At 61.8% G+C, this 20,231-nt stretch carries 19 protein-coding genes; 5 read left to right on the forward strand and 14 right to left on the reverse strand.

All coding sequences use genetic code 11. From position 1 onward, the window contains the following. Positions 1-182: 182 nt before the first annotated feature. Both O3303_RS16065 and O3303_RS16070 read left to right on the forward strand, forming a co-directional pair. Positions 183-1,580 (forward strand): FAD-dependent oxidoreductase, encoded by a 1,398-nt coding sequence (locus O3303_RS16065; protein ID WP_269559399.1) that lies wholly within the window; start codon positions 183-185, stop codon positions 1,578-1,580. A 221-nt stretch (positions 1,581-1,801) separates the two neighbouring features. Next, positions 1,802-2,533: a LytR/AlgR family response regulator transcription factor gene (locus O3303_RS16070; protein WP_269559400.1), complete on the forward strand. Its 732-nt coding sequence runs from the start codon at positions 1,802-1,804 to the stop codon at positions 2,531-2,533. A 52-nt stretch (positions 2,534-2,585) separates the two neighbouring features. On the opposite strand, the gene O3303_RS16075 is transcribed toward O3303_RS16070, so the two are convergent. From O3303_RS16075 to rpoN, 3 genes are all read right to left on the reverse strand, one after another. Continuing rightward, positions 2,586-2,774: a hypothetical protein gene (locus tag O3303_RS16075; protein WP_269559401.1), complete on the reverse strand. Its 189-nt coding sequence runs from the start codon at positions 2,772-2,774 to the stop codon at positions 2,586-2,588. Positions 2,775-2,908: 134 nt separating this feature from the next. After that, positions 2,909-3,544, reverse strand: a complete 636-nt coding sequence (locus O3303_RS16080) for a hypothetical protein (protein WP_269559402.1) — start codon at positions 3,542-3,544, stop codon at positions 2,909-2,911. A gap of 157 nt (positions 3,545-3,701) precedes the next feature. After that, positions 3,702-5,288 carry an RNA polymerase factor sigma-54 gene (gene rpoN / locus O3303_RS16085; RefSeq protein WP_434086404.1) on the reverse strand — a complete coding sequence of 529 codons (1,587 nt, stop codon included), beginning with the start codon at positions 5,286-5,288 and terminating at the stop codon, positions 3,702-3,704. 283 nt (positions 5,289-5,571) lie between these two features. On the opposite strand from rpoN, the gene asnS reads away from it, so the two are divergent. Continuing rightward, positions 5,572-6,975, forward strand: coding sequence for an asparagine--tRNA ligase (asnS, locus tag O3303_RS16090; RefSeq protein WP_269559404.1), 1,404 nt, complete (start codon positions 5,572-5,574; stop codon positions 6,973-6,975). 113 nt (positions 6,976-7,088) lie between these two features. On the opposite strand, the gene O3303_RS16095 is transcribed toward asnS, so the two are convergent. The 3 genes from O3303_RS16095 to O3303_RS16105 are packed head-to-tail and all read right to left on the reverse strand — an operon-like array spanning position 7,089 to position 8,057. Next, complete coding sequence (locus tag O3303_RS16095; protein ID WP_269559405.1) at positions 7,089-7,499, reverse strand: PIN domain-containing protein; 411 nt, start codon at positions 7,497-7,499, stop codon at positions 7,089-7,091. After that, positions 7,499-7,768: a hypothetical protein gene (locus O3303_RS16100; protein ID WP_269559406.1), complete on the reverse strand. Its 270-nt coding sequence runs from the start codon at positions 7,766-7,768 to the stop codon at positions 7,499-7,501. Before O3303_RS16100 ends, O3303_RS16095 begins: the two co-directional genes overlap by 1 nt. A 40-nt stretch (positions 7,769-7,808) precedes the next feature. Continuing rightward, complete coding sequence (locus O3303_RS16105) at positions 7,809-8,057, reverse strand: hypothetical protein (RefSeq protein ID WP_269559407.1); 249 nt, start codon at positions 8,055-8,057, stop codon at positions 7,809-7,811. An 83-nt stretch (positions 8,058-8,140) separates the two neighbouring features. Here O3303_RS16105 and O3303_RS16110 point away from each other — a divergent pair, with 83 nt between their 5' ends. Beyond that, complete coding sequence (locus O3303_RS16110; protein ID WP_269559408.1) at positions 8,141-9,793, forward strand: FAD-dependent oxidoreductase; 1,653 nt, start codon at positions 8,141-8,143, stop codon at positions 9,791-9,793. A 7-nt stretch (positions 9,794-9,800) separates the two neighbouring features. On the opposite strand, the gene O3303_RS16115 is transcribed toward O3303_RS16110, so the two are convergent. The 5 genes from O3303_RS16115 to O3303_RS16135 form a co-directional block, all read right to left on the reverse strand. Beyond that, positions 9,801-11,102, reverse strand: a complete 1,302-nt coding sequence (locus O3303_RS16115) for an alginate O-acetyltransferase AlgX-related protein (RefSeq protein WP_269559409.1) — start codon at positions 11,100-11,102, stop codon at positions 9,801-9,803. A gap of 46 nt (positions 11,103-11,148) precedes the next feature. Further along, positions 11,149-12,408 (reverse strand): alginate O-acetyltransferase AlgX-related protein, encoded by a 1,260-nt coding sequence (locus O3303_RS16120; protein WP_269559410.1) that lies wholly within the window; start codon positions 12,406-12,408, stop codon positions 11,149-11,151. A gap of 67 nt (positions 12,409-12,475) precedes the next feature. Beyond that, the gene (locus O3303_RS16125) at positions 12,476-13,897 is read right to left on the reverse strand and encodes an MBOAT family O-acyltransferase (protein WP_269559411.1); all 1,422 of its coding nucleotides are present in this window, start codon (positions 13,895-13,897) and stop codon (positions 12,476-12,478) included. 124 nt (positions 13,898-14,021) lie between these two features. Further along, the gene (locus O3303_RS16130) at positions 14,022-14,489 is read right to left on the reverse strand and encodes a hypothetical protein (RefSeq protein ID WP_269559412.1); all 468 of its coding nucleotides are present in this window, start codon (positions 14,487-14,489) and stop codon (positions 14,022-14,024) included. Positions 14,490-14,571: 82 nt separating this feature from the next. Further along, a complete protein-coding gene (locus tag O3303_RS16135; RefSeq protein WP_269559413.1) occupies positions 14,572-15,228 on the reverse strand; it encodes a hypothetical protein in 657 nt (218 codons plus the stop codon). A 273-nt stretch (positions 15,229-15,501) separates the two neighbouring features. On the opposite strand from O3303_RS16135, the gene uvrA reads away from it, so the two are divergent. After that, positions 15,502-18,630: an excinuclease ABC subunit UvrA gene (gene uvrA, locus O3303_RS16140; protein ID WP_269559414.1), complete on the forward strand. Its 3,129-nt coding sequence runs from the start codon at positions 15,502-15,504 to the stop codon at positions 18,628-18,630. A 61-nt stretch (positions 18,631-18,691) separates the two neighbouring features. On the opposite strand, the gene O3303_RS16145 is transcribed toward uvrA, so the two are convergent. From O3303_RS16145 to O3303_RS16155, 3 genes are all read right to left on the reverse strand, one after another. After that, positions 18,692-19,378, reverse strand: a complete 687-nt coding sequence (locus O3303_RS16145) for a TMEM175 family protein (protein WP_269559415.1) — start codon at positions 19,376-19,378, stop codon at positions 18,692-18,694. Between the two features lie 219 nt (positions 19,379-19,597). Next, complete coding sequence (locus O3303_RS16150) at positions 19,598-19,801, reverse strand: hypothetical protein (protein ID WP_269559416.1); 204 nt, start codon at positions 19,799-19,801, stop codon at positions 19,598-19,600. A 188-nt stretch (positions 19,802-19,989) separates the two neighbouring features. Further along, positions 19,990-20,223: a hypothetical protein gene (locus O3303_RS16155; protein ID WP_269559417.1), complete on the reverse strand. Its 234-nt coding sequence runs from the start codon at positions 20,221-20,223 to the stop codon at positions 19,990-19,992. Between the last annotated feature and the right edge of the window lie 8 nt (positions 20,224-20,231).

Below are 20,231 nucleotides of genomic sequence, written 5' to 3' on the forward strand. Positions count from 1 at the left end.
AAAATTTCATTTAATAGTTCAAATTTACTCCTACTCGATGCCTTGGTTTCTGCTTTCCGTCGAAACCAGGGCAATACCCGTTGAACCGGCCTGCGTTTGCGGCGAAGCCCAGGGCGGCTTCGGCAAAGAATCCGGCCGTAAGCCGTAGCTTCGTTGTCGCTATACCACCAGCCCCCTGCCTTATGTCTGCGTCTGCCCGCCCTGTTTCCACTGGTTCTGAGTCGCTCACGCTGATGGGCGGCGGCCTGGTTGGCTCGCTGCTGGCCCTGTATCTGGCGCGGCGGGGGCATGCGGTGCAGGTGCTGGAGCGCCGGCCCGACCCGCGCCGGGTGGGTGCGGCCGAGGGGCGCTCCATCAATCTGGCCCTTTCCGACCGGGGATGGCGGGCTCTGGAAGGCGTGGGCATTGGCGAGCAGGTGCGCCAGGTGGCCATTCCCATGTATCGGCGGGTGATGCACGACGTGCGCGGCCAGCTCACGCACCAGCCCTACGGCCACGATCAGCAGGCCATCTACTCGGTGTCGAGGGCGGGCCTGAACCGGGTGCTGCTGGACCTGGCCGAGGCCGAGCCGGGCGTGACGCTGCGCTTCGACCAGCAGTGCCTGCACGTAGACCTACGCGACCAGGAGCTGCAGCTGCGAGACACCGCCACCAACGAGGAGTACGTGCAGCCCTACCAGCGCCTGTTCGGCACCGACGGGGCCTACTCGGCCGTGCGCGGGGCCTTGCAGAAAACCGACCGCTACAACTACTCGCAGAGCTACCTCGACTACGGCTACAAGGAGCTCAACATTGCGCCCGGCCCCGACGGCGGCTGGCAGCTGGAGAAGAACGCCCTGCACATCTGGCCCCGCGGCCAGTACATGATGATTGCGCTGCCCAACCTCGACGGCTCCTTCACCTGCACGCTGTTTTTTCCCTACGAAGGCCCGCATTCCTTTGCCACGCTCCAGACCCCGGCCCAGGTGGAAGCCTTCTTCGGAGAGGTGTTTGCCGATGCGCTGCCGTTGATGCCGGACCTCGCCGACGACTTCTTCCAGAATCCTACCGGCTCACTCGTGACGGTGCGCTGCTACCCTTGGTCGTATCAGGACGAAGTGGTGCTCATCGGCGACGCCTCGCACGCCATTGTGCCGTTTTATGGGCAGGGCATGAACGCGGGCTTCGAAGACTGCCGCGTGCTCAGTGAGCTACTCGACCAGCATGGCACCGACTGGCGCACCATCTTCCAGCAGTTTCAGCAGCAGCGCAAGCCCAACGCCGACGCCATGGCCGACCTAGCCATCTACAACTTCGAGGAAATGCGCGACCGGGTAGCCGACCCGCGGTTTCTGCTGCAGAAGAAGATCGAGAGCAAGATATCGGCCCAGTATCCCGACCAGTGGCTGCCGCTCTACTCGCAGGTGACGTTCTCGCCCGATACGCCTTACGCCGAAGCCCTGGCCAACGGGCAGCGTCAGGAGCGCATCATGCGGGGCCTGATGGAGCATATTCAGCAGGAAGCCGACTACGACCTGCCGGCGGTGCAGGAGCTGGTGCGCCAGCAGATGCAGCACATGCACGACGAGGAAGCCGGCTAACGCGCTGAAAAACTACAACGTTGAGGAACGGACGTTGACCGGTGAATATAGCGTATTCACCGAGTTCAACTGAACCCGTTTTGTTGAGGGCCGTATCGGGCGGAAGCTCAACAGCGGAAGCTCAACAGCGGAAGCTCAACAGCGGCAGCCCAAAAGCCTTGAAGAACAAGGCAGTGGGCTGTATTACGCTGTGGGAGTCTGACTACCCCCTGATCCGTCCTGTGTATCCTGCTTCCCCCCTCACGTGTGCCTTGCTGGATGGCAACGACCACCAGCGCACTGCTTTCACGCATCTGCTTCAGCAACTCAACGACCTAACGCTGGTTGCCTCCTTCACCACTGCCGCCGACGCCCTAACGTTCTTCCGGCAGGGCGGCCAGGTACATATCTTGTTTGTAGCAGCCGATACTGCCGGCCTGAACGTGCGGGATATGCTGGTGCTGCTACGGGGCCAGCCGGCCCTGATCTTACTGGCTAGTCAGGAGTCCGGTGTGGCTCAGGCGCTTGATATGCAAAGCGTTAACTCGATGCAGTATCCTGCCAGTCTGCTGAGTCTGGAGCAGGCCGTGCAGCGGGTGCGGGAGCAGCTCCCGCCACTGCCAGCCAGAGACCCGGGGACGGAGAGTCTGCCGCGCTATACATCGGCCTTGTTCGTGAAAAACGGGTCGCGGCTGGTGCGCGTGGACATGGCCGATATCGTCTGCATAGAGGCCGTGGACGACTACGCTAGCGTAGTGACGGAGCGCCATAAACTGCTGGTCAGCAGTAATCTGAAACTACTGGCGGCGCAGTTGCCGATGGGGAAGTTTCAGCGGATTCATCGTTCCTATATTGTTAATGTAGACCACTTGGTCAGTATCGAGGAAAACACGGTAGGCCTCACGAAGGGCATCCGCCTGCCCATCGGCAAGTCGTACCGCGACAGTTTCTACCGCTATCTGATCCGGGTGTAAGGTCCGGGCGGGCGCGGCCGGGCTGGCTGCCTGTCAGGCGCCAGTCACGCGGCTACAGCGACGCTACCAGCCGGCTGGCTGCCGCCGGCGCCACGGGCGCGGCGCGCTGCACTACCGATGCCCGCACCGGCCGCACGGCGCGCAGGGTGGCCGGGGCTACCGGTCCAACCAACTCCAGTATCAACAGGCCTACCAGGAAGAGCGGGAAAGCGGACAGGGCGAGAGTACGGAGCAGCGACATGGCGGAAGGAGTAAAGTGATGTTGCTACATACTATCTATGCCCCCCGCTGGATTTGGCCGGCCCCCGCCCTTTGGCTGAACCCGGGTTTCCGACAGGCCAACCCCTGCTGAAACCCGACGAACAGTGCCGGGCCTCAGCCCAGCGCCGCCCCAAACCACAGCACCAACGCCGCGCCCAGCCCCAGGCCGGCCCACAGCTGCGCGGGCGTGTGCGCCTGTAGCCGCAGCCGCGCCCAAAACACGGCCGCCGCCGCCAGTACCGCGGCTACCAGCCACCACGCCGCGCGCCCGTCGGTGGGGTAGAAGCCGGGGCGCGCCAGCAGCAGCGCCAGCAGCCCCACGGCTCCGCCCAGCCCCACGCCGTGGGCCGAAATCTTCCACCACAGCGTGATAAGCAGCGTCAGCAGGACGGCCGCGGTGATGCCGCCCAGCACCAGCGGCAGTAGTGGCGCCCGAAGGGCCGGCACCCAGGCCACCAGGGCAGTGGCCGCGGCAAAGGCGGTGGCGGCCAGCAGCAGCGGCAGGGGGCGTTGGCGCCGCTCATACAGCTCCACGGAGCTCACGCGGCCGCTGCGCACCAGCAGCCACACCGCCAGCCCCGGCAGCCAGAACGTAAGCCCCCATACCAGTAGCAGCGCCTGCCAGCGCGCCTCCCCCGATAGTGGCAGCAAGGCCGGCGGAAACCCATAGGCCAGCACCGCCACCAGATAGCTGGGCACCAGCAGCGGATGCAGAACGGCCGATAGGAGCGTGGCGAGTGTGCGGGTCAAGGAAGCAGGAGGCAAAGGGGTGAAGCACAAAGAACGTCATGCAGAGGCGCAGCCGAAGCATCTCGCCAGCGTAGTAATCAAGGAGGTTACCACACGGGCGAGATGCTTCGGCTGCGCCTCTGCATGACGTACTTTTTCAATTCAATAGACCGCTGTGCTACAGCTCCTTGCGCAGGCGGGCCACCGGAATGTTGAGCTGCTCGCGGTACTTGGCCACGGTGCGGCGGGCAATGTTGTAGCCGCGGGCGTTGAGCATCTTTTCCAGCTTGTCGTCGCTGAGGGGCCGGTCTTTCTTCTCGCCCTCAATGATTTCCTTGAGGATGTGCTTCACCTCACGCGAGCTGGCGTCCTCGCCCGAGTCGGTGGCAATGCCTTCGGAGAAGAAGTACTTGAGCGGGTAGATACCAAACTCCGTCTGCACCGATTTCGAGTTGGCCACCCGGCTCACGGTGCTGATGTCCATGCTGATTTCCTGGGCTATGTCCTTGAGAATCATCGGGCGCAGCTTGCTCTCGTCGCCCTCGGCGAAGAACTCGCGCTGGTAGCGCACGATGGAGTCCATGGTGCGCAGCAGCGTGTTCTGGCGCTGCCGGATGGCATCAATAAACCATTTGGCCGAGTCCAGCTTCTGCTTCACGAACGTCACGGCTTCCTTGAGCTTCTTGTCCTTCTTAGCGCCTTTGTCATAGGCCTGGAACATCTCTGTGTAGGCCGGGCTCACTCGCAGATCGGGGGCGTTTCGCGAGTTCAGCGTGAGGTTGAAGCTACCGTTGTCGTTGGTCAGGATGAAGTCGGGGATGATGTACTGCACCTTGCCCATGCCGACCGGGCCAGTGCCGCCGGGCTTGGGGTTAAGCTTGAGAATCAAGGCAATGGCTTCCTTCAACTCGTCGTCCTCCAAATCCAGGCGCTGCTGAATACGGGGGTAGTGCTTCTTGGTGAATTCGTCGAACGTCTCGTTCAGAATCCGCTCGGCGTGCTCGGTGGCTTCGTCCTGCGGGCGACGCTCCAGCTGCAGCAGCAAACACTCCTGCAGGTCGCGGGCCCCGATGCCGGCCGGGTCGAAGCTCTGCACCACGTGCAGCACGCTGGCCACCTCGGCCTCGGTGGCCTCAATGTTCTGGGCAAAGGCCAGGTCGTTGGCAATGGCCGACAGGTCGCGGCGGATGTAGCCGTCTCCATCAATCGAGCCCACGAGCTGGCGGCCAATGGCTTCCTGCTTGTCGTCAAGGCTGGCGAAGCCCAGCTGGTCGAGCAGGCTGTCGATGAGCGAGCCGCTGGTGTCGGCCAGGGGCATTTCCCGGTCGTCGTCGTCGTCGCCGGGGCCGTCGCCCTGCATTTTATAGCCGGCTATTTCGTCGTCGTTGAGGTAGTCGCTCAAGTCGAGGTCGTCGGCGCTTTCCGATTCCTTCTGCTCAAGCGGCTCTTCTTTGATGGGCACTTCTATCTCGGGCTGCTCTTCGCTGCCCTGGTCGAAGTCCTCCTCCAGCGTATTGTCGGGGTTGTCGAACTCCGCGTCCGGGTCGTCGAAGTCATCGGCTTCGTCGCTGCTATCGTCGCCGGTTTCCTGGTCCTCGAAGTCGTCGTCGGCCTCGTCGCCTTCTTCCAGCGCCGGGTTAGCCTCCAGCTCCTCCTTGATGCGGGCTTCGAGCTCCACCGTCGGGATTTGCAGCAGCTTAATGAATTGGATCTGTTGCGGGCTCAGCTTCTGCGAGAGAAGCTGCTTCATGTCCAGTCGTTGCATACTCTGAAAAGCGCGTGCACCCTGTTCAGATAGAAAACGGGGTATGGTAGCCAAAGATAGGCCTTTCTGTACTTGAGTTTCGGGGAAAATGTTGGCCTGCGTCTGTCATACTGAGCGCAGCGAAGCAGCTTGTCACGCTTGAAAGAAATCGTTCGACAGCACCCCAGACGTGGCCGGCGCCCGCGTTTCGCGTAGGATGACAGCCAGAAGGATATAAACGGGCTGCCAAATCCGCTACCTTTGCCTACTTATCTATTTCCAACCTCCGAGAACCGACTACCTCATGTCCGACCTCCGAAAAACCAGCGTGCAGGACCTGCTCCGCAGCACCGACCTGGACCGCGAAGTGCTGGTGAAAGGCTGGGTCCGCACCCGCCGCGGCAACAAATACGTGCAGTTTATTGCCGTGAATGACGGCTCCGGCTTCAATTCCATCCAGGTGGTGGCCAACGCCGAGCAGTTTCCGGAGGAAAAGCTGAAGGCCGACGGCGTGGAAAACGGCGCCGCCATTGCCGTGCGCGGCCAGCTGGTGGCCTCGCAGGGCAAAGGCCAGACGGTGGAAATCCAGGCCACCGAAATTACGGTGTATGGCTCGGCCGATACCGCCGAATATCCGCTGCAGAAGAAGGGGCACACCCTGGAATTCCTGCGCGAAATAGCGCACCTGCGCCCTCGCACCAACACGTTTGGGGCAGTGCTGCGCATCCGGCACGCCATGGCGTTTGCGGTGCACCAGTATTTCAACGACCACGGCTACTTCTACGTCCACACGCCCATCATTACGGGTTCCGATGCCGAAGGCGCCGGCCAGATGTTCCGCGTAACCACGTTGCCAGAGCAGAACCCGCCCCTCGACGAGGCCGGCCACGTGGATTACAAGCAGGACTTCTTCGGCAAAGCCACCAACCTCACCGTGTCGGGGCAGCTGGAAGGTGAGCTGGCGGCTATGGCCCTGGGCAAGATCTACACGTTCGGTCCCACGTTCCGGGCCGAAAACTCCAACACGGCCCGCCACCTGGCCGAGTTCTGGATGATTGAGCCGGAAGTGGCCTTCAACGACCTGCAGGACAACATGGACCTGGCTGAGGACTTCCTCCGCAGCCTCGTGCGCTACGCCCTGGCCCATTGCCCCGACGACCTGCAGTTCCTCAACGACCAGTACGACAAGGAGCTGCTGGCCCGCCTGCAGTTCGTGGTCGACAACGACTTCAAGCGCCTCACTTACACTGAGGCCGTGGAAATCCTGAAGTCGGCCAAGCAGAAGTTTGAGTTTCCCGTGGACTGGGGTACCGACCTGCAGAGCGAGCATGAGCGCTACCTCGTGGAGAAGCACTTCAAGAAGCCGGTTATCCTGACCAACTACCCCAAGGATATCAAGGCCTTCTACATGAAGCTCGACGACGACGGCCGCACCGTGCGCGCCATGGACGTGCTGTTTCCTGGCATTGGCGAAATCATCGGCGGCTCGCAGCGTGAGGAAGACCTGCAGAAGCTGCGCACGCGCATGCAGGAAATGCACGTGCCCGAAGAAGACCTCTGGTGGTACCTCGATACGCGCCGCTACGGCAGCGCCCCGCACGCCGGCTTCGGCCTGGGCTTCGAGCGCCTCATCCTGTTCGTAACCGGCATGGGCAACATCCGCGACGTCATTCCCTTCCCCCGCTTCCCGAAATCGGCGGAATTCTAAATCACGGATTTAGCCGGATTTTTCGGATTACACGGATTTTGTGGACGATTGTACTGGCAGCGGCCGCCTCACTTGCGTGGGGCGGCCGTTTTGTTGTTGATTGACGGGCTTCGTTAGGAAGGAAGCGGGTCGGTCAGCCAGTTTTCCAGCGTGAGCCCCGCAAGCCTCGAAAGATGAGCGGTATTGTTTGTCACCAATGCCATGTCGTAAGCAAGCGCTGTTGCCCCGATCAGCAAATCAAAATCCGGCAGCAATAGCCCAGCGCGGCGCAGTCGTGCCTTTTCGGCCGCAAACGTGGTAATGGCCTTATCGATGGGCAGGACCTGTACCGCTTGTTGCAGCCGGTTTGCCTCAGCGTGATGGTGGGCCGGGCGCTGGCTGAATTCGGCACCGTAGCGTAATTCTGCCAGTGTTATTTCTGAGATAAAGCAAGCTGTTCCGCCCGCTGAAAAGAAATGCGCGACAACGTTCGGGTGCCGCCGCATCAGCTTTATGCAGATATCGGTATCAAGCAGATAGGGCATTAGTCCCAGTCTTCCAGGTGAGGCTTGGAAACTGAATGCCGGCCTTGCAGAATGGCGGTTTCCATGGCGTCGGCGTCCGGGTCATCAGCCCAGGAACCCACAAAATCGGCCAGGGTCTTTGGCGCTTCGGCAATGGCAGGCGCCTCGGCTTGCATAGACTCCACCAGCCGGCTGACGGCCTCCAGCCGTGCGGCAGGGCTGAGCCGCACCAAGTCCGGCAGTAGGCGGCGCAGCACGGTTTCTTCGGCAGGAGCAAGAACAACAGTCATGGCAGAAGCGGCTTGTTTGAATGAAGATAACGAATCCAACTCAGCAGTAATTCCGCAACTCCTTGTCGTCCACAGCCAGCAGGTTATCCAGGCGCAGTTCGAAGCCGTCGGCGAGGCGTAGGTATTCCACTTTGTCCTGGATGTAGAGGTCCTGGATGGTACCGTGGTAGGTGCTGGGCGGGGTGTCGGGCTCGGTGCGGTAGGTGAGGGTGCAGGGCTGGCCGGTGGTGGCGCGGGCTTCCAGCTCGTCGTAGAAGCTGCAGCTGATGGGTTTGTAGGTGGTAGACATGGCCAAAAACGCTATGGTGGGTAGTCTGCATACGCAGCGGCCACTCAACCCGGTTGCGCTATTCCGCGTTGGCTAAGCAACCCATGTCCAGTTCCGCCACCGTTATGCCCACCGAAACCAACCTCGCCCCCGCCGACGCCCTGCAGGACGGCGAAATGCGTACCTATTCCGCCCACGGCACCGACGTGCTGCTGATTCGCCGCGCGGGCCAGTACCACGCGCTGGCCGCGCATTGCCCGCACTACGGCGCCCCGCTGGAAAAGGGCCGTCTGGTGGGCGAGCAGCTGGTGTGTCCCTGGCACCACGCCTGCTTCCGCGTGACGGATGGCGCTTTGTGCGAGCCGCCGGCCCTGGATGCCCTGCCTGCCTTCCCGGTGCGGGTGCACGAGGGCCAGGTGTGGGTGCAGGTGCCGCGCAACCCGCCCGCCTCCGCCGCCAGCCCCGATGCCACGCCCACGGCCCTGGTAGGCGGCCAGCCCCCGGCCCCCAGCGCCGCCGCGCCCGATAGCCGCACGTTTGTGGTAGTGGGTGGCGGCGCGGCCGGCCAGTTTGCCGCCCAGACGCTCCGGCAGGAAGGTTTCGGTGGGCGCATTGTGCTGGTGACGGCCGAGGCTGCCATGCCCTACGACCGGACCAAGCTCAGCAAGGCCTACTTGGCCGGCAAAGCCGATAAAAAGACACTGCCGCTGCGCAAGCCCGATTTCTACGAGCAGCACGATATCGAAGTGCTGACTGACACCCGGGCCACCGGCCTGCACCTGCGCACCCGCGAGCTGAAGCTGAGCGGCCGCGGCCCCCTGCACTACGACAAGCTGCTGCTGGCCCCCGGCGGTACGCCCAGCCTGCTGCCCACCCTGCCCGGCCACGACCTCACCAACGTGCTGCCCCTGCGCACCCCCACCGATGCCGACTCCATCCGGAAAGCCGCCGGCCCGGACGCGCGCATCGTTATTATCGGCGCCGGCTTTATCGGGATGGAAGCCGCCGCCAGCCTGGCCGCCGAAGGCCGGCACGTGACGGTGGTAGCGCAGGAAAAGGAACCCTTCGAGCGGGTGTTAGGCCCGAAAATCGGGGCCATGTTCCGCAACCTGCACCGGCGGCACGGGGTGCGCTTCAAGCCTGAAGCCGCGGTGGCGGAGCTGGTAGGCGAGCAGGGCCGCGTGGTGGGTGTGCAGCTCAAAGCAGGCCAGCGGCTGCCCGCCGATGTGGTGGTGCTGGGCGTAGGCGTGCAACCTGCCACGGAGTTTCTGGCCCATACCTTCGAGCTGGAAAAAGACGGTGGCCTGCGGGTGGATGCCCAACTGCTAGCCGCTGAGCACGTGTACGCCGCCGGCGACATTGCGCGTTTCCCGCTGGCCGCCGGCCTGGGGCAGCACCGGGTAGAGCACTGGCGCGTGGCCCAGCAGCAGGGCGCCGCCGCCGCCCGCAACATGCTGGGCCAGGCCAAACCCTTCGCCGCTGTGCCGTTCTTCTGGACCCAGCAGTTTGGCAAGAGCCTGCGCTACGTGGGCCATGCCGAAGCCTGGGATGAAATCATTTTCCACGGCGACGTGCGCCGCCACAACTTCCTGGCCCTCTATACCCATCAAAACCGCATAGTAGCCGCCGCTACCATGAACCGTGACGACGACATGATCTGCATCGAGGCCCTGATGGCGGCGGGCCAAATGCCTACGCCCACCGCCGCCCGCCGCAAGCAAAACTGGCCCAAGCTGCTGGCGGCGGTGCAGGCATAAGCGCCGCCTACCTTTCTCGGTCGGCCATGTACTGAGCGTCGTCGTGCACTACCTGCAGCAGGTCGCGGTTCTGCTCGGTGGCCTTGCGGGCCATTTGCTCGGCCCAGTCGGGGCTGGCCAGAATTTGCTTTTCCAGCTCCTGGGTGCGCAGACTGTCCTTGGCAGTACGAGGTACATATAAGTTGAAGGCGTCGTCAATGAAGCCAAAGCCTAACTGGGGTAGGTTCTGCTCCGTGGCCAGTAAAATCACAATGTCGCGGCCCGCGTACTGCTCGCGCAGGTTGAGGTCGTGGACTGTGCGGCTTTCATTTAGCGTCTGTTCGGGCCAGAACGTGTACTGGTTGTAGCTCCAGAAACGGGCCTGTGGCGCAAGCAGCTTGTCAAAATAGGGATAGAAGCCGTACAGGCTTTGGGCAAAACTGTCGCCGATGACAAGCGCATTGAGCTGATGCTTGCCCTCTGCCGACTGAAAGACCACTTCAGGATAGTACAGTGGATACGGCGCCACGTTCCAGACCAAGTTTAGCAGGTTGCCCAAATCGTTGTCGGTGTGGCGCAGATCGGCTACTTGTGTGCGCACTACGCCGCCGCTCCGCCGGAAATCTGGTAGGTCATGGCCGGTGAGGGCTTCGGCCCGCCGGAATAGGGTGTCAGCCAGTAAGCTCACCGCGAAGCCGCTCCAGTGCGTGCCAGTGCGTGGGAACAGCGGGTAATCGACGGTGTCTTTCCAGTGCAGCAGCAGTTGGCCGGCATCCAGCACTGCAATACCCGACTCGGGAAGGCGCCGCGCCAGCACGTCGAGGTTGGAGGGGTGCACTGGCAGCACTTGCGCGCATGAGTCCGGCAGAAACTCCGGTACGATACGGGCCTTGCCGGGAGCCAGCACTACCAGCAACTGGGTGCCGTGGGCTCGCAGAGTGTCCTGCACCCGCCGAAGCCGCCGGAGCCGAAACGCAATTTCATCGTCGCCGAGAAAGTCGCGTCCGAGGTAAGAGTTGATGGTGGCAAACTGGTAAAGCTGCTCGTCGCGCCCAACGGCAATGGTGGTGTTGCGTAGCCGGCGCAGCAGCGAGTAGTTCCACTGGTTGTAGATGCGGATCAGCCATTCGCGAAATCCCAGTCGCTCCTCCGTATACCGCTCGATGGCAGTTTGGTACGTGTTGTCGAGCAGGGCTTCCTGGCTGAAACCCGGGAAAGAGCTGCGCTCCTCAAACCCGCCCAGCGGTTGTAGCTGCACGAAGTGAAACTCGGCTTGCAGAGCCGGCAATAGCAGCAACGCCAGCAGGCCGGAGAATAGAAAGTGTTTCAAGAGCATATCCGGCACGCAACGAACCCGCAGAAAGAAATAAACAGTGTCATGGTCGGATCTGCTCGTAGCGCTGAACGGCCCGCTCATGCAGCAGCTCGTTATAGTCGCGGTTGGTGGCGTTAGCCTCCTGCCACAAAGAATCCTGCAAGGCAGTGGACCGCTTCATTTTCTGCTCAATCTGCTGGATCTGTGCTGTGTCGGAGGCAGTGAGCGGAAAGAAGATGTTGTAGGCGCTGGCACTGAAGCCGTTGTCAAAGGTGCCCAGGTTATGCTGGGTGAACATCACCAGAATCACGCGTTGCTTCAGCATCTCAGTTTTGCGGTCCAGCTCACGCTCTACGGGGGGGCCACCGGGCTGCGTAGGGTCGCCGGGGCCTACTGCACGGTTGTAGTACCAGAACTGAAATTTCTCGTTGAACAGCTTGGGTAGGAACGGGTAAAATCCAATCATCCCCCAGCCAAAACTATCGGCTATAAGCAGTAGTTCGGGCTTTTGCTGGCCGGGTTTGGGCTCACTGAATACGATGCTGGGGTAGGCCATCTGGAATGGCTTCGGTCTTACCAGCAGATTCAGCGCATCTGCTACGTCGGCATCCGTGTCACGCGTGTTGTAAGTAACCTCCCGGCCTTCGGCATGGAAATCAGGCAGGTCAAGCTGGCCTTTACGCTCGATATAGCGAAACAGCGTGTCGGCGGCACGCGTGATTCCGTAGCCGCTCCAGTGAATACCACCGCGCGGAAACAGCGGATAGGCTGCGGTGTCTTTCCACTGCCGGAACACGCGTGCCAGGTCAACCATGTTGACTCCTTTGGTGCGCATTTCCCGGGCGTAGGCCGTGTAGTTGCTGGTGCTGCGCGGCAGGTGTTTGAAACGGTCGGGAAACTGCGTGCTGTAGAAATTAGCTTTGTCTGGGACGATGGCGAATACCAGCAGGATGTTGTGTTTGGCCAGCGTATCCTGCACGGCCTTGAACCGGCGCACGTTGCGCCCGATTTCAGCCTGGCCCTTGAAGTCCTGCCCTAAATAGGCCCGAATAGCGGTTTCATCCAGCAGAATGTTGTCGTCGCCAATGAGCACCTTACTAGCCTTGCCTACACTGAACAGCGAGTAAGCCAGCTGGTTACGCAGCCGAATAAACAGCTCCCGGAAGCCAATTCGGTCTTCCACGTATTTTTCCAGCGCCGACTGATAACTGTTGTCGAGCAGGCCTTCGGTCGTAAAGTCGGGATGCGGTGCCTGCTCCGCGTAGCCATCCAATTCTGCAGTTTTAATCCAATGGAACTGCGACTGTATTGCTGGCAGCATGAATAGCAGCAGCAATACACCTAGCAGTAGCTTTTTCAGCCGAGGAGAGGAAGAAGACGCCACGGCTTTAGAAGCGGAAATAAATGAACGGATTGAACGAGCTGCCCAGGATGGCCCCCGCGCTCAGCACCAGCAGCACGGCCGTGGCCACGCTCAGGCCCACGGCCCGGGGCAGCGCCAGCCGCTCGGCCGCCAGCAGGCCCACTTCCCAGCGCTCCACCCGTGGCAGCGCCGCCATAAACGAGAAGCCCGCCGCCAGCCCCAGTATTGCCCAGAACTCGGTGGTGAAGTAGGGCAGCGGTGCCAGCCCGCCCCCGAACATGCGCTCCAGATACGCCAGCGCCGCCGCCAAGCTCTCGGCCCGGAACAGCACCCAGCCCACCACCGTCACCAGGAACGTGGGCACCACGCTCAGCACGCCCAGCCGCTGCGAGACGCGCAGCAGAAACAGCCGGTCGAGCACCAGAAACAGCCCGTGGAAGGCGCCCCACACGATGAAGTTCCAGGCCGCCCCGTGCCAGAAGCCCGAGAGGATGAACACAGTCCACAGGTTGACATATAGCCGGCTCGGGCTCACGCGGTTGCCCCCGATCGGAATGTAGAGGTAGTCGCGCATCCAGCGCCCCAGCGTGATGTGCCAGCGCTGCCAGAACTCGGTGATGGAGCGCGACACGTACGGGTTGTTGAAGTTCTCGGGAAACTGGAAGCCCATAATCCGGCCCAGGCCGATGGCCATGTCGGAGTAGCCGGAGAAGTCGAAGTAGATCTGAAACGTGTAGGCCACGGCCCCGAGCCAGGCCAGCGGCGCCGACAGCTCGGCCGGGGCCAGGGCGAAAATGCGGTCAGCCTCCTGGCCCAGCACGTTGGCAATGAGCACCTTCTTGGCCAGGCCGAGGCCGAAGCGGAACAGGCCGGCCAGCTTGTGGTCGACCGTGTCAAAGGCGCGGCGGTCGGTGAGCTGGCCAGCAATTTCGTGGAAGCGCACGATGGGCCCGGCAATCATCTTGGGGAAAAGCATGATGTAGAGCAGGAAGTCCCAGAACGAGCGCAGCGGCCGGTTAACGCCGCGGTAGACGTCGATGGTGTAGGTGAGCTTTTCGAAGGTGAAGAAGGAGATGCCGATGGGCAGCACCACTTTCTGCCAGGTCAGGGCGGCCCCGCCCAGGGCGGTATTGACGGCGCTGGCGTTTTCGAGGAAGAAGTTGGCGTACTTGAAATAGAACAGCATGGCCACGTTGAGCACGATGCTGACGGTAAGGTAGATGCGCTTGTGCCAGGGTACTTCGGCGCGGTCCATGAAGCGGATAAGCACGAAGTTGACGACCACCGAGGCAAGGAACAGGGCCAGGAAGGGCAGCCCGCCCCAGGCGTAGAAGCCGAGGCTGGCCAGCAGGGCCACAGCATTCTTGAGCCGGTGCGGGGCCAGAAAGTACAGCAGCAGGAAGCCCGGCAGGAAATAGAAGAGAAAAAGCGTACTGCTGAAAACCATACGGGGCGCTGTAAACAGGGAAAATAGCGGCCGAAAATACAGCTTTACTCAATGCCTTAACCCAAAAAAACGCCGGCCCCGTCGGGGCCGGCGTTTTCTGCCGATAATTGCGCAGCCAAGTAAGCTAGTGCTTGCCTTTGCCGTGGCCTTTGCCATTTCCGTTGCCCTGGTTGCCATTGCCGTAGCCGAGCTTCTTGGCCTGGCCCGGAGGCAATCCTTTGCCGCTTTCCAGACGCTTCACTTGGCCCGGTGGCAGGCTGGCCGGATACTGCTGGCGGTGGCGGCCAATCAGTGACCAAGGCTGCGAACCCACGTAGTTGATAACCACGGGATGGAAGCTGCTGGGGTTGTAGCCGTTGAGGGTGCGTACGCGGGTCCAGCGCCCGTCGCGCTGCACGATGTACTGTTGGTCGCGCAGGTCGTAGTAGCCGGCGTACTCGGGTACGTAGTAGTACTGCGTGCCGGCGGGCGCGGCCGGGCCCCAGGATGGCGGGTTGATGTTGATGTTTACCTGAGCCTGGGCAGTATGCGTGAGGCCCTGCAGCGAAAGAGCCAGCAGGCCCGACAGCGCAAGTTTGGAAAGGAATTTCATGGACGAAGGAAAAGTAATGAAGAACAGGAAGTGCCTGATGTTATGCCCTTAACGGGGTGACAGGCGGCGGGTTGAGGGAGCGTTAGAACACCCGGCCGCGGCCGCCCCGGCCATTGCCAGGAGCCGGCTGCCCAGGTTGCTGTGGCTGGCCCGATTGGCCCGGCTGGCTGTATCCGCCCCGATTATCCCGCTCGTTTCGGTCGTTGCGGCCGTCATAGCCGTTGCGGTAGCCGTCGTTGTCGCGACGGCCATAGGCGGCAGGGGAGCGTTGCGGGTACTGTGGGCGGGCGGCGCTATACCCGTTGCGGTAGCCGCCGTAGGGGTTGGCCACGTAGCCGCGGCCGGGCCAGCTGCTGCCGTAGTAGCGGCCGGGGCGCACGCCCCACCGGTCGCAATAGGCGCGATGGTCGCGCAGGTAGCCCCAGGGCTGCCGGCCCACATATTGAATGACGACAGGATGGAAAAAGCGCGGGTCGTAGCCGGCGTAGCGCTGGGGCAGCCCCGGCGCACTCACCCACGAGTTGTAGTAGGGGTCGAAGAACAGGTAGGAACGGCTGTAGAGGTCGTAGTAGCCGTCGATTTCCGGGAGGTAGTAATACTGCACCTCGGGCCCCACGGCCGGCGCCCAGGCCGGAATGCCGGGGCCGTAGCCATATCCGCCCTGCGCGCGGGCCACCGGGCTGTGCAGCAACAGGCTTAGTCCCAACAGCACCAGGCCCGATTTCAGGAAGCGTTTCATAAAGCAGTGCAAAAAAGGAGTGTACCGGGGCTTACGCAAGAACAACGCCAACTCCGGCCGGCGCGAACCGCCGGCGGCCGGCAGCCCCGGCAAGAACTTTAGCTTCCGGCGGGACATTTCAGCTACCCTTGGTGTTATACACCGTCTGCCCCACTTCGTCCAGACGGCCCCTTTCCAGCCGGCAGCGCTAAAACTGCTGGCAAATAAGCTAGTGAGGGTGGCCTGCCGGAGCCGTTTTATGTACTTTTGCAGAATTATTCGCTTCGCTGCTGCATGGCCAAAAAATCAACCGCTGCTTCCGTTTCTTCCGCCGCTGCCACTAAACCGGCTGCGGCTGCCAAAGCTACCCCTCCGGCTAAGGTGGCGAAACCCACGGCCGCCGCTACTGAGTTGAAAGCCAAACCTGCCAAGGCCCCAAAAGCGCCCAAGTCGGTAGCGGCGGCCGTAGCCGATGGCACCAACCACCACAGCACCACCGCCGTGCAGGCCGTGCCGCGCCAGGAGCAGGTGAGCGAGGCCGTGCTGGAAAACCAGACCCGCATTGTGGGCCAGCTGCTGGGCCCGGCCGACCTGGAAGCGCCCTACATTGAAGTGTACGGCGCCCGGGAGCACAACCTCAAGAACGTATCCGTGAAGATTCCGCGTGGGCGGCTGGTGGTGTTTACCGGTATTTCGGGCTCAGGCAAGTCGTCGTTGGCCTTCGATACGATTTATGCCGAGGGCCAGCGCCGCTACATGGAGACGTTTTCGGCCTATGCCCGTAGCTTCATGGGTGGGCTGGAGCGGCCCGACGTGGACAAGATTGAGGGTCTGTCGCCGGTTATCAGCATCGAGCAGAAAACCACCTCGCGCAACCCCCGCTCCACCGTCGGCACCATCACCGAGATTTACGACTTTCTGCGCCTGCTCTATGCCCGCACCGCCGAGGCGTTCAGCTACGCCACGGGCCAGAAGATGATCCGGCAGTCAGACGACCAGATCATCAACTACATCCTGAAAGAGTACGACGGTAAGAAGATGGTGGTGTTGGCGCCGGTGGTGAAGGGCCGCAAGGGCCACTACCGCGAGCTGTTCCAGCAGGTAGCCAAGCTGGGCTTCACGAAGGTGCGGGTGGATGGCGAGCTGCTCGACATCACGCCCAAGATGCAGGTGGACCGCTACAAAATCCACGATATCGAAATCGTCATCGACCGGCTGGTGGTGAAAGAGGAGGACCGGTTCCGCCTCAGTGGCTCGGTGCAGAATGCCCTCACGCAGGGCAAAGGCACCATGCTGGTGCTCGACGCCGACAAGCAGAAGGACAACACCCAGTTCTTCTCCCGTTTCCTGATGGACCCGGCCACCGGCATTGCCTACGACGACCCGGCGCCCAACACGTTCAGCTTCAACTCGCCCTACGGTGCTTGCCCCACCTGCAACGGCCTGGGCGAGGTGCAGGAAATCACCGAGGAAACGGTGATGCCCGACAAAAAGCTCAGCATTAGCCGCGGCGGCATTGCGCCCCTGGGCGAGTACCGCGACATCTGGATTTTCCAGCAGCTGGGCCTGATTCTCAAGAAAAACAAAGCCAGCCTCAGCACGCCCATCGAAAAGCTGCCCGCCGAGCTGGTGGAGCGGCTACTCTACGGCGTGCCCGAGGACGAAGACGCCGACCCCAAAAAGGCCAACTACTCTGAGCCCTTCGAAGGCATCATCCCGTTTCTGCGTCGCCAGATGGAGTCGGAGTCCGACAACATCCGGGAGTGGATTCAGCAGTACACCCAGGCCAAGGAGTGCCCCGAGTGCCACGGTTTTCGCCTCAAAAAGGAGAGCCTGCACTTCAAAATCGCCGACCATCACATCGGGCAGTTGTCGGTGATGGATCTGAACGATTTGGCCGCGTGGTTTGAAGGGTTGGAAGACCGTCTCTCGGACCGCCAGAATCTGATTGCGCGGGAGTTGCTGAAGGAAATCCGCAAGCGCATCGGCTTCCTGCTGGAAGTGGGCCTCGACTACCTGAACCTGCACCGCTCGGTGCGCACGCTCTCGGGCGGCGAAAGCCAGCGTATCCGCCTCGCCACCCAGATTGGTACGCAGCTGGTAGGCGTGCTCTACATCATGGACGAGCCCAGCATCGGCCTGCACCAGCGCGACAACGAGCGGCTCATCAAGGCCCTGCAGCATCTGCGCGACCTGGGCAACTCGGTCATCGTGGTGGAGCATGACAAGGACATGATCCTGCACGCCGACCACGTGTTGGACATTGGTCCCGGCGCGGGCATCCACGGCGGCCAGATCGTGGCTCAAGGCACGCCCTCCGAAATCTTCACCTCTGGCTCGCTCACCTCGCAATACCTCAGCGGGCAGAAGCACATTGAGCTGCGCAAGAAAAAGCGCGCTGGCGAAGGCAACGAGCTGGTGCTGCGCGGTGCCAAAGGCCACAACCTCAAAAACGTGACGGCCAAATTCCCGCTGGGCAAGCTCATTGCCGTCACGGGCGTGTCGGGCTCGGGCAAGTCCTCGCTCATTCACGATACGCTGTACCCCATTCTCAACCAGCACTTCTTCAACGCCAAGCGCGAGCCGCTGGCCTACGATAAGATTGAGGGTCTGGAGTTTATCGACAAGGTGATTGAGGTGGACCAGTCGCCGATTGGGCGCACGCCACGCTCCAACCCGGCCACCTACACCGGCGTGTTCACCGAAATCCGCCAGCTGTTTGCCAACCTGCCCGAGGCCAAAATCCGCGGGTATGGGCCGGGGCGCTTTTCCTTCAACGTGAAGGGCGGGCGCTGCGAAACCTGTGAGGGCGCCGGCATGCGCACCATCGAAATGAACTTCCTGCCCGACGTGCACGTGCCCTGCGAAACCTGCAAAGGCCGCCGCTACAACCGCGAAACGCTGGAAGTGCGCTTCAAAGGCAAGAGTATCACCGACGTGCTGGACATGACCGTGGAAAAGGCCGTGGAGTTCTTCGAATTCCAGCCCCGTATCCTGCGCAAAATCCAGACCCTGAACGAAGTAGGCCTGGGCTACCTCACCCTGGGCCAGCAGGCCACTACGCTTTCGGGAGGCGAGGCCCAGCGCGTAAAACTGGCCACCGAGCTCAGCAAAAAAGACACCGGCAAGACGTTCTACATCCTCGACGAGCCCACCACCGGCCTGCACTTCGAAGACATCAACCACCTGTCCGTAGTCCTGCACAAGCTCGCCGACAAGGGCAACACCGTCCTCATCATCGAGCACAACCTGGACCTGATCAAGGTAGCCGACCACCTCATCGACATCGGGCCCGAGGGTGGCGGAGCGGGCGGCACCATCGTGGCCCAGGGCACGCCCGAGCAGGTAGCCAAGTCCGGCAAAGGCCACACCAGCCGCTTCCTGGCTGAGGAGCTGAAGCTCAGCAAATACGCCGAGGCATAAAGCAACAACCGCATATCTGAAAACGGCCGGCTCCCGCGTGGGGGCCGGCCGTTTGGCGTTATTAGGTGTGGTGCGGCTGTGGCACCTGCGCAGCCTCGTACGCCTGCGTTAGCCGCCGGTAGCGGCGCTGGTACAGCCTGAACGCCGGAAACAGCAGCAGCGGCATCAGCCGCAGCAGCGACGGGTGCACCGCCGGCACCAGCGCCAGCAGTGCCGACACCAGGAACACTGCCGGCGACAACAGCGCCCGTACGGGGTCGAGGTCGGGGTGTTGCTGCTCGTGGGGCGCTACCAGGTGGCTGGCCGGATTGCGCAGGTAGCGCTGTAGCAGCGTCTGCATCAGGCCCGTTAAGATGATGTTGAGCGCATACAGCACCCACGGCGTGCTCAGCATGCCATATTCGCTCTGGAAGGCCGTAGTGAAGGGCATGAGCACGATGCTAAGCAGAAACAGCATGTTCAGCCACAGCAGCCTGGGCGTGGTGTGCAGCACAAACCGGAAAATGCGGTGGTGAGCCAGCCAGTACACCGCAATGATGAAAAAGCTCAGGAAGAACCCGACAAACTTGGCCGTCAGTTCGAGCAGGCCCTGCAGGGCGGCGTGCTCGGTGCGGTGGTGCAGCTCCGGCACTTTTATCTCGATGGCCAGCAGCGTAATGGCAATGGCAAACACCGCATCCGTAAACAGAATCACGCGTTCCAGCTGAAATACGTCGCGGTTGTGCTGAGATTTTTCGTTGCCGTCCATAGCGGAAGTGGGGGAGTAAAGGCTGCTAAAGTAGCAGAAGCCTGCGCCAAATACCCAAAAAAAGCGGCCACCCCAACGGTGGCCGCTCAACAGAAGCGGCCACCGTTGGGGTGGCCGCCAGCGACGCTACTGTCCTACCGACATAACCTTCCGGCCCGCGCCATTTTACATGCCGCGGACCTCACAAGCTCCGGCTAGCTCTGCGTGGGCCGCGGCCGGTCAGTTGGAAGGATCCGTGGTGCCCGGGGCCGTAGGTGCGTTGGTGGAATCAGTATTTATGGACGGCTCCGAAGCCACTCCCATCGTGTCGGCCCCGGCAACGGATTCGCCTTTCACCATTTCGTCGGCATGGCGCTCATTGGAGCAGGAAGCCGCCGAAAGCAACACGGCCACAGCGGCCAGATTCAACAGAATACGTTTCATGGATGAAGGTTTTGGTGGCGAGCTAGGGCCGTAACCTGAGCAGCAGAATGCGGCTAATTGCAATTGGGTTTCCTAACTAAACGGCCTGATTTCAGGCAAGGTTGCTGCAGATCAGCTGTTTCAAAAAAGTAAATGCCCGGTTTGCGCGAGGCAAACCGGGCATTACTGGTATTGGCTTACTGCTGCCGCTACTGAGCCATAGTCGAGGAATCGGCCGCCATAGCCGAATCGGGGCTGGCCGTCACGGTCGGGCCGGCCTCGTTGTCGATAACAGTTGCATCGGCCTCAACGCCACCGTTGGCGGCGGCCTCATCCATGTTGGATACAGCCTCGCCGGCCGTGCCATCAGTGCGTTTTTCACCGCAGCTGCTAAACGACAGGGCGGCCATCAAAAGGGCAAAAGAAAAAAAGCGCGTTTTCATAAACAGTT

The organism is Hymenobacter canadensis (assembly GCF_027359925.1).
GTDB classification, from domain to species: domain Bacteria; phylum Bacteroidota; class Bacteroidia; order Cytophagales; family Hymenobacteraceae; genus Hymenobacter; species Hymenobacter canadensis.

Coding starts and splice junctions, on each gene's coding strand:
- O3303_RS16130 (WP_269559412.1), bottom strand. CDS start 14,489: ATGAAATTCCTTTCCAAACTTGCGCTGTCGGGCCTGCTGGCTCTTTCG.
- O3303_RS16125 (WP_269559411.1), bottom strand. CDS start 13,897: ATGGTTTTCAGCAGTACGCTTTTTCTCTTCTATTTCCTGCCGGGCTTC.
- O3303_RS16100 (WP_269559406.1), bottom strand. CDS start 7,768: ATGACTGTTGTTCTTGCTCCTGCCGAAGAAACCGTGCTGCGCCGCCTA.
- O3303_RS16150 (WP_269559416.1), bottom strand. CDS start 19,801: ATGAAACGTATTCTGTTGAATCTGGCCGCTGTGGCCGTGTTGCTTTCG.
- O3303_RS16110 (WP_269559408.1), top strand. CDS start 8,141: ATGTCCAGTTCCGCCACCGTTATGCCCACCGAAACCAACCTCGCCCCC.
- rpoN (WP_434086404.1), bottom strand. CDS start 5,288: ATGCAACGACTGGACATGAAGCAGCTTCTCTCGCAGAAGCTGAGCCCG.
- O3303_RS16105 (WP_269559407.1), bottom strand. CDS start 8,057: ATGTCTACCACCTACAAACCCATCAGCTGCAGCTTCTACGACGAGCTG.
- O3303_RS16120 (WP_269559410.1), bottom strand. CDS start 12,408: ATGCTGCCAGCAATACAGTCGCAGTTCCATTGGATTAAAACTGCAGAA.
- O3303_RS16155 (WP_269559417.1), bottom strand. CDS start 20,223: ATGAAAACGCGCTTTTTTTCTTTTGCCCTTTTGATGGCCGCCCTGTCG.
- O3303_RS16135 (WP_269559413.1), bottom strand. CDS start 15,228: ATGAAACGCTTCCTGAAATCGGGCCTGGTGCTGTTGGGACTAAGCCTG.
- uvrA (WP_269559414.1), top strand. CDS start 15,502: ATGGCCAAAAAATCAACCGCTGCTTCCGTTTCTTCCGCCGCTGCCACT.
- asnS (WP_269559404.1), top strand. CDS start 5,572: ATGTCCGACCTCCGAAAAACCAGCGTGCAGGACCTGCTCCGCAGCACC.
- O3303_RS16075 (WP_269559401.1), bottom strand. CDS start 2,774: ATGTCGCTGCTCCGTACTCTCGCCCTGTCCGCTTTCCCGCTCTTCCTG.
- O3303_RS16145 (WP_269559415.1), bottom strand. CDS start 19,378: ATGGACGGCAACGAAAAATCTCAGCACAACCGCGACGTATTTCAGCTG.
- O3303_RS16065 (WP_269559399.1), top strand. CDS start 183: ATGTCTGCGTCTGCCCGCCCTGTTTCCACTGGTTCTGAGTCGCTCACG.
- O3303_RS16095 (WP_269559405.1), bottom strand. CDS start 7,499: ATGCCCTATCTGCTTGATACCGATATCTGCATAAAGCTGATGCGGCGG.